At 39.0% G+C, this 5,505-nt stretch carries 8 protein-coding genes and 1 pseudogene; 6 read left to right on the top strand and 3 right to left on the bottom strand.

The genetic code is table 11. From position 1 onward, the window contains the following. The 3 genes from BGI33_RS09895 to BGI33_RS13225 all read right to left on the bottom strand — a co-directional run. On the bottom strand, nucleotides 1-624 hold a 624-nt coding region (locus BGI33_RS09895), incomplete at its 3' end, for a helix-turn-helix domain-containing protein (RefSeq protein ID WP_143558231.1). 64 nt (nucleotides 625-688) lie between these two features. Continuing rightward, a complete protein-coding gene (locus BGI33_RS09890; protein ID WP_100091017.1) occupies nucleotides 689-910 on the bottom strand; it encodes a hypothetical protein in 222 nt (73 codons plus the stop codon). Between the two features lie 9 nt (nucleotides 911-919). Next, complete coding sequence (locus tag BGI33_RS13225; RefSeq protein WP_100091016.1) at nucleotides 920-1,462, bottom strand: hypothetical protein; 543 nt, start codon at nucleotides 1,460-1,462, stop codon at nucleotides 920-922. 39 nt (nucleotides 1,463-1,501) lie between these two features. Here BGI33_RS13225 and BGI33_RS09880 point away from each other — a divergent pair, with 39 nt between their 5' ends. The 6 genes and pseudogenes from BGI33_RS09880 to BGI33_RS09855 all read left to right on the top strand — a co-directional run bounded on the left by BGI33_RS09880 (nucleotide 1,502) and on the right by BGI33_RS09855 (nucleotide 5,141). Continuing rightward, nucleotides 1,502-2,338 carry an RHS repeat domain-containing protein gene (locus BGI33_RS09880; protein WP_100091015.1) on the top strand — a complete coding sequence of 279 codons (837 nt, stop codon included), beginning with the start codon at nucleotides 1,502-1,504 and terminating at the stop codon, nucleotides 2,336-2,338. A gap of 78 nt (nucleotides 2,339-2,416) precedes the next feature. Beyond that, nucleotides 2,417-2,776: a hypothetical protein gene (locus BGI33_RS09875; RefSeq protein ID WP_100091014.1), complete on the top strand. Its 360-nt coding sequence runs from the start codon at nucleotides 2,417-2,419 to the stop codon at nucleotides 2,774-2,776. Between the two features lie 188 nt (nucleotides 2,777-2,964). Beyond that, nucleotides 2,965-3,642 carry an RHS repeat-associated core domain-containing protein gene (locus BGI33_RS09870; protein WP_100091013.1) on the top strand — a complete coding sequence of 226 codons (678 nt, stop codon included), beginning with the start codon at nucleotides 2,965-2,967 and terminating at the stop codon, nucleotides 3,640-3,642. Between the two features lies 1 nt (nucleotide 3,643). Continuing rightward, on the top strand, nucleotides 3,644-4,186 hold the full coding sequence (locus tag BGI33_RS09865) for a hypothetical protein (RefSeq protein WP_100091012.1): 543 nt from the start codon (nucleotides 3,644-3,646) through the stop codon (nucleotides 4,184-4,186). Between the two features lie 30 nt (nucleotides 4,187-4,216). After that, nucleotides 4,217-4,696: pseudogene (locus tag BGI33_RS09860) on the top strand (RHS repeat-associated core domain-containing protein); the annotation flags it as partial. Next, nucleotides 4,689-5,141: a hypothetical protein gene (locus BGI33_RS09855; RefSeq protein ID WP_025329789.1), complete on the top strand. Its 453-nt coding sequence runs from the start codon at nucleotides 4,689-4,691 to the stop codon at nucleotides 5,139-5,141. The pseudogene BGI33_RS09860 and the gene BGI33_RS09855, both read left to right, overlap by 8 nt. The last annotated feature ends 364 nt before the right edge of the window (nucleotides 5,142-5,505 follow it).

The following is a 5,505-nucleotide window of genomic DNA, read 5'->3' as shown; positions in this document are numbered from 1 at the left end:
AGCAACTAAACTGTTTTTCTCCGTATATACTTTAGCAAACGCCAGTCTTGAATAGGTATCAATAAACGTTTGTTGGTATATTTTCCCAATCCCTTTAATATGACCAACATAATATGTATCTTGTGCGCATAAGTATCCAGGATGCTGGGTCTCAATTTCACCCTGTGCCTCTCGCGCTGCTTTCGCTTTCTCTAAAGCCTGTAGCTGGCTTTCTGTTAACACAAGCCCTTCCTGAGCTACTTTTGTTTCCAGAGCGATCAGTCTTTTTTTGAAGCTTTCTAAATCGTGGCGTAACCAGATTGAACGTACACCACTGCCAGAGACCATTATTCCTTGCAGACGTAGCTGATTAGCAACCCGATGTTGGCCATAAGCAGGAAATTCATAAGCCATATTAACGACAGCCTGCTCAATATGAGGTTCTACGCGATTTTTCTCTATAGGTTTTTTGCGACTTATTTCCTGAAGAGCTAATTCTCCGCCCTGTTCATAGAGTTTTTTGAAGCGATAATAGCTGTCGCGACTATACCCCAAGACTTTACAGGCTTGCTGAACGTTACCTAACTGTTTAGCGAGTTCTAAAAGTCCTAATTTAGGTTTAATTATTTTTGCAGATTGATTCATTACTGACACTCCATTGTTGGTTTAAAATACACTAAATGTCAGATTAAATAAAGACTACTACAACTTAGATTATGAAGCACTCGGCAACTTCAACGGCATCCACTTTGCTGATGGCACCACCGCACAGGATACCCTCAGCCACCAGTACGACCCACTGGGCAACCGCATCGCCACCACCCTGCCAGATGGGCGCACCATCAACAGCCTCTATTACGGTTCCGGCCATCTGCACCAGATAAACATCGACGGCCACATCATCAGCGATATCGAACGCGACAACCTGCACCGCGAAATATTACGCACCCAGGGACGCCTGAACACCCAGTTCAAATACGACCGCAACAGCCGTCTGCAACGCAAACAGATACAGCGCAATCAGAATCCGATTCTGCCCGATATCCTCATCGAACGCAGCTACCAGTACGACAACCTCGACCGATTGGTAAGCAAAAAACACAGCAAACACGGACAGACCGATTACCGCTATGATCACACCGGCAGAATCGAAGGCTGCCGTAACCAGAGATACTGGGAAACCCTGCAATACGATGCGGCCGCCAACCTGCTGGACAGCAAATACAGAGAAGACTACAGCAACTACAACCTGATTCGCTGTAACCAGCTCCTGCATTTCAGAGGACACCGCTACCGCTACGACGAGCACGGCAGAACTCAGACCAAACAGAGCATCGGCGCTACGCAGCACTACCACTACGACGCCGACCACCGCCTGAGCGAAGTACGCATCGAACAAACAGGCCGCAGCCAGCGTTATGGCTATGTCTACGATGCTCTTGGCCGGCGTATCGAAAAGCATCAGATAGACCGCGACGGCCAACCCTACAATCGTACCCGCTTCCTGTGGGACGGCTTAAGAATGATTCAGGAAACCGGCCCGAATCACCCCACCAGCCTGTATATCTATACCGACCAGAACAGCTACGAACTACTGGCGCGGATAGACACAGACGGCAACCATGAACAACATATCCGCTACTTCCATACCGACCTGAACGGCTGTCCGGAAGAGCTTACCGATGCAAACGGTAAAATACTGTGGGAATGCAGCTTTCAGTTATGGGGGAAACGGATTCATGAAATCGAACACGAACCCATAGAGCAAAACCTCAGATATCAGGGACAATATTTAGACAGAGAAACCGGACTACATTACAATACGTTCAGGTATTATGATCCGGATATAGGTCGCTTTACCCAGCCGGATCCGATAGGATTGCTGGGTGGCTTTAATCTGTATCAGTATGCGCCTAATGGGTTGACTTGGGTGGATCCGTGGGGGTTAAGTAGTTTAAATAGAGTTCAACAACAAATTGACGATATTCTTAGAGAACACTTGCCAGCAATACAAGCAATTGATCCTAATGCCGAAATAGGTTATAGAGGAAGTGCTGCTAGTGGTATTAGTAAAGCTCATGACCCTAGTATATCCAGACCCATAGATTTAAATAATTTCGATGTAGATGCTTTTATTCGATCAGATTATTTAGCTCATGATCCGGTATATAAAAACAGACGTCGCGATGCTGCAAAAATTAAAGGTATGGAGGAAATAGAAGCATCTATAGATCGTAAATTACGTTTAATTTTTCCGGGGCTAAAAAAAGAACCCTTTGGTTTTAGAATTTTTAAAACTCACGAGTTAATGGAATTTGCTCGAAAGGGTGACATTCAGCGCAAAATTGGCTGTAAATAAAAACGAATTTTTTGTTTTTATGAGATAATAGTTGGATTTAATATTTCAACGTTAAATTTTTTCAAGGATGATAGATTTATGAATATATATCAAAGATGGTTAACTTTTGTACTGATTGATAATAATAATTCATTTAAAGAAATGCTGACTAAGATAGAACTGGCATTTAAATGTAAATTATCCTGTAAAGATGAAAAAGGTCGTTATATTGCTAGAGCGGGATTGGATAATTTTAGTATTGCCGTTATCGACAAAATTGATAGGCTTAGTGAGTTATTATGTGATGAACATTATACTCTTGAAATAACAATTTTATCTGATAAATACTTTAATTCTAAATTTGAAAGTTACATAGAAGAAATTCTAACTAATAACTTCATACAATGGGAACAGCCAATTTGGTCTCCTGTCGAAGTTACTCCACTCAGCAAGCGATAGAATAGTTGAATGAGAACCTAATCTAGATATAAATAGAAAATAGCAAAAGTATCAGACATGAGGTGATTGACTTAAATATACATACTAAAATAACTTGGAGTAAAGAAGTTACAGCTAAACAACTATGCTGAGTGCTTAAAGAAAGATATTATGAATCGTGTCAACGAGGTAATGACCCAGAAAGGGTAATGTACTTCCACACTGATCTGAATGGCTGTCCGGAAGAGTTGACCGACGAAAACGGTAAAATACTGTGGGAATGCAGTTTTCAGCTCTGGGGAAAACGGATTCATGAAGTCGAACACATCCCGATACAACAGAACCTCAGATATCAGGGACAATATTTAGACAGAGAAACCGGCTTACATTACAATACTTTCAGGTATTACGATCCGGATATAGGTAGATTTACTCAGCCAGACCCGATTGGGTTGCTGGGTGGCTTGAATCTGTATCAGTATGCACCTAATGGGTTGACTTGGGTGGATCCGTGGGGGCTATTGACATATAATACAATGTCAGGCATTGATGGATTCCAAAAGCACCATATTATTCCGCAGCAATTAAAAAATCATCCTTTGCTTAAGGAGGCTGGTATGAATATTCATTCGATAAAAAATGTTATTTATCTCCCTACATCGGCTGATGCACATCCTACCAGAACTATTCATAAAGGTTCTCATTATCAATATACTCAAGATATAAAAATTGAAATGAATGAAATATATACCCGCGGTAAACGTGAAAATTGGAGTCAAACGGAATATAAAAATGCTTTAAATAAACTAATAGGGAGTGAAAGAGCAAATTTACGTAGTGGCAAAACCATTTTGAACAAAAATTCAATTAGGATAAAAGGATGTTAACATGTTATTTGAACTAAAAATATTTGATTATCCTAATACTTATTGGTTTGAATATGAATCTAATGAGATATCAAATTATGATTTATTACAATGTAAGAAAATACAAAATGATAATCCTTTGATTTTTAAATTAAAGAAAAAAGTAAGTGAGAAAAGGTTGCTATCTTATGATTTTTGCTTTAGTGATGGTCCTGATTTTATCTCACCAAGACTTGCAACCTTGCTTGCAAACAATAAGGATTTTTTAAAAGACGTTCAATTACTTGACGCAAACGTGATTATTAATGGCCAAAACCATTCTGGCTTTAAAGTAATCAATATTCTGCGCACGATATCATGTATAGATATGGATAAATCTGATAGTGAACCAATATTAGATTATTTGCCTGATGGACCAAAGAGATTCTACAAAATAGTCTTTAAGCAAGATATAGAGGAAAATTTTTATATGGCGAGATGTCTGGAGTCTGAAGGACGTATTGTTATGTCAGATAAACTAAGACAGTTCTTTATTGAAAATAATGTCAAAGGCATAAAGCTGTAACCATAATAATACTAGAAAACCGGTTTACACTACAATACTTTCAGGTACTATAATCCGGATATAGGTAGATTTACCCAGCCAGACCCGATTGGTTTAGCTGGCGGATTGAATCTGTATCAGTATGCGCCTAATGGGTTGACTTGGGTCGATCCGTGGGGGTTAATGAAATGTGGCCTTACAGGGAAGGAAGTTGGCAATGCAACTAACTTACCTATCATTAAGCGTGGTAGCCCTGAATGGAAGAAAGCAACTGAAATAATTCAGAGAGGTGGTAAATCCAATTTTAGAGTGAAGGATAAAGCTACTGCTGAACAACTGTTAAAAGATGCTAGAGGAAAGATAGAGATTCAGCCTACTTACTCTGAAATTCCATACAAAAAAGGTTATGAACATCACCCTAATGAATCGCATACAATAAATGCACCAGAGAATAATATACCCCACATAAAATGGAAGGATTGGAGTTTGGGTAAAAAATCTGGTGGAGCTGGGCATATATTTTATGAATAAAAAATTATTAACCATTGATGAAAAAAAATATCCTATTGCATGGAGATTTAATTCTAAAGATTGCTTGCTATCTTTTGATGAAAAAAGACAGATTATTTTTCTTGATACGGAGGAATCTAGTAATTTTTGGGATGTGACATTCCCATTTAACCATTTAATGAAAATGCATTCGTCATTTTGTTCTGTTATAGAAAAAATTAATTTGGATTTTGATCATCCTAACGAATCTTCTTTATTTTTCAAGAATAAATTAACAGACATTTCATTTGCTTTTTTCTTTTGGGGGAAAAAAGCGAGTGCGATTGTACCAGTGGATATTTTTGTAAAATCATGGGATGATTTTTTTTACCCAAGTGATGAAACAAGTATTCTTTTAATTCCCAATGGAAATAAAATGATTTTCTCTTATGAAAAAACATTTTTTTACGCAAATATATCCTTTTGATAAAGATTCAGAAAATACCAGTTGCTGATGTTACCAACTTTATTTTAGCAGATTATAGTTAAGTAAAACTGCAACCTGAGTGTAATAATCAATCTACTTACGTCCACCATTATACCCACAAAAAATTAATTGTTTAGACCAGCGAACAGAATAAATGCCCGTAGCACGTCACCCAAATCAAACAAGCACAGCGTGACGGCAACACCGACCACACTGAACGCGACAACCTGTACCGCGAAGTATCACGTACTCAGGGACGCCTGAACACCCAGTTCAAATACGACCGTAACAGCCGTCTGCAACGCAAACAGAATCCCATCCTGCCTGATATCCTGCTCGAACGCAGCTACCAGTACGACAACCT

The sequence above is a fragment of the Snodgrassella alvi genome, assembly GCF_002777425.1.
Lineage (GTDB): Bacteria > Pseudomonadota > Gammaproteobacteria > Burkholderiales > Neisseriaceae > Snodgrassella > Snodgrassella alvi_B.
The sequence above is the reverse complement of the archived record's forward strand: the minus strand, read 5'-3'. Positions and strand labels throughout refer to the sequence as shown.

Excerpts from the sequence above, each read along its gene's own strand:
- BGI33_RS09880 (WP_100091015.1), top strand. The coding sequence starts at position 1,502 with ATGATTCAGGAAACCGGCCCGAATCACCCCACCAGCCTGTATATCTAT.
- BGI33_RS09875 (WP_100091014.1), top strand. The coding sequence starts at position 2,417 with ATGAATATATATCAAAGATGGTTAACTTTTGTACTGATTGATAATAAT.
- BGI33_RS09870 (WP_100091013.1), top strand. The coding sequence starts at position 2,965 with ATGTACTTCCACACTGATCTGAATGGCTGTCCGGAAGAGTTGACCGAC.
- BGI33_RS09865 (WP_100091012.1), top strand. The coding sequence starts at position 3,644 with ATGTTATTTGAACTAAAAATATTTGATTATCCTAATACTTATTGGTTT.
- BGI33_RS09855 (WP_025329789.1), top strand. The coding sequence starts at position 4,689 with ATGAATAAAAAATTATTAACCATTGATGAAAAAAAATATCCTATTGCA.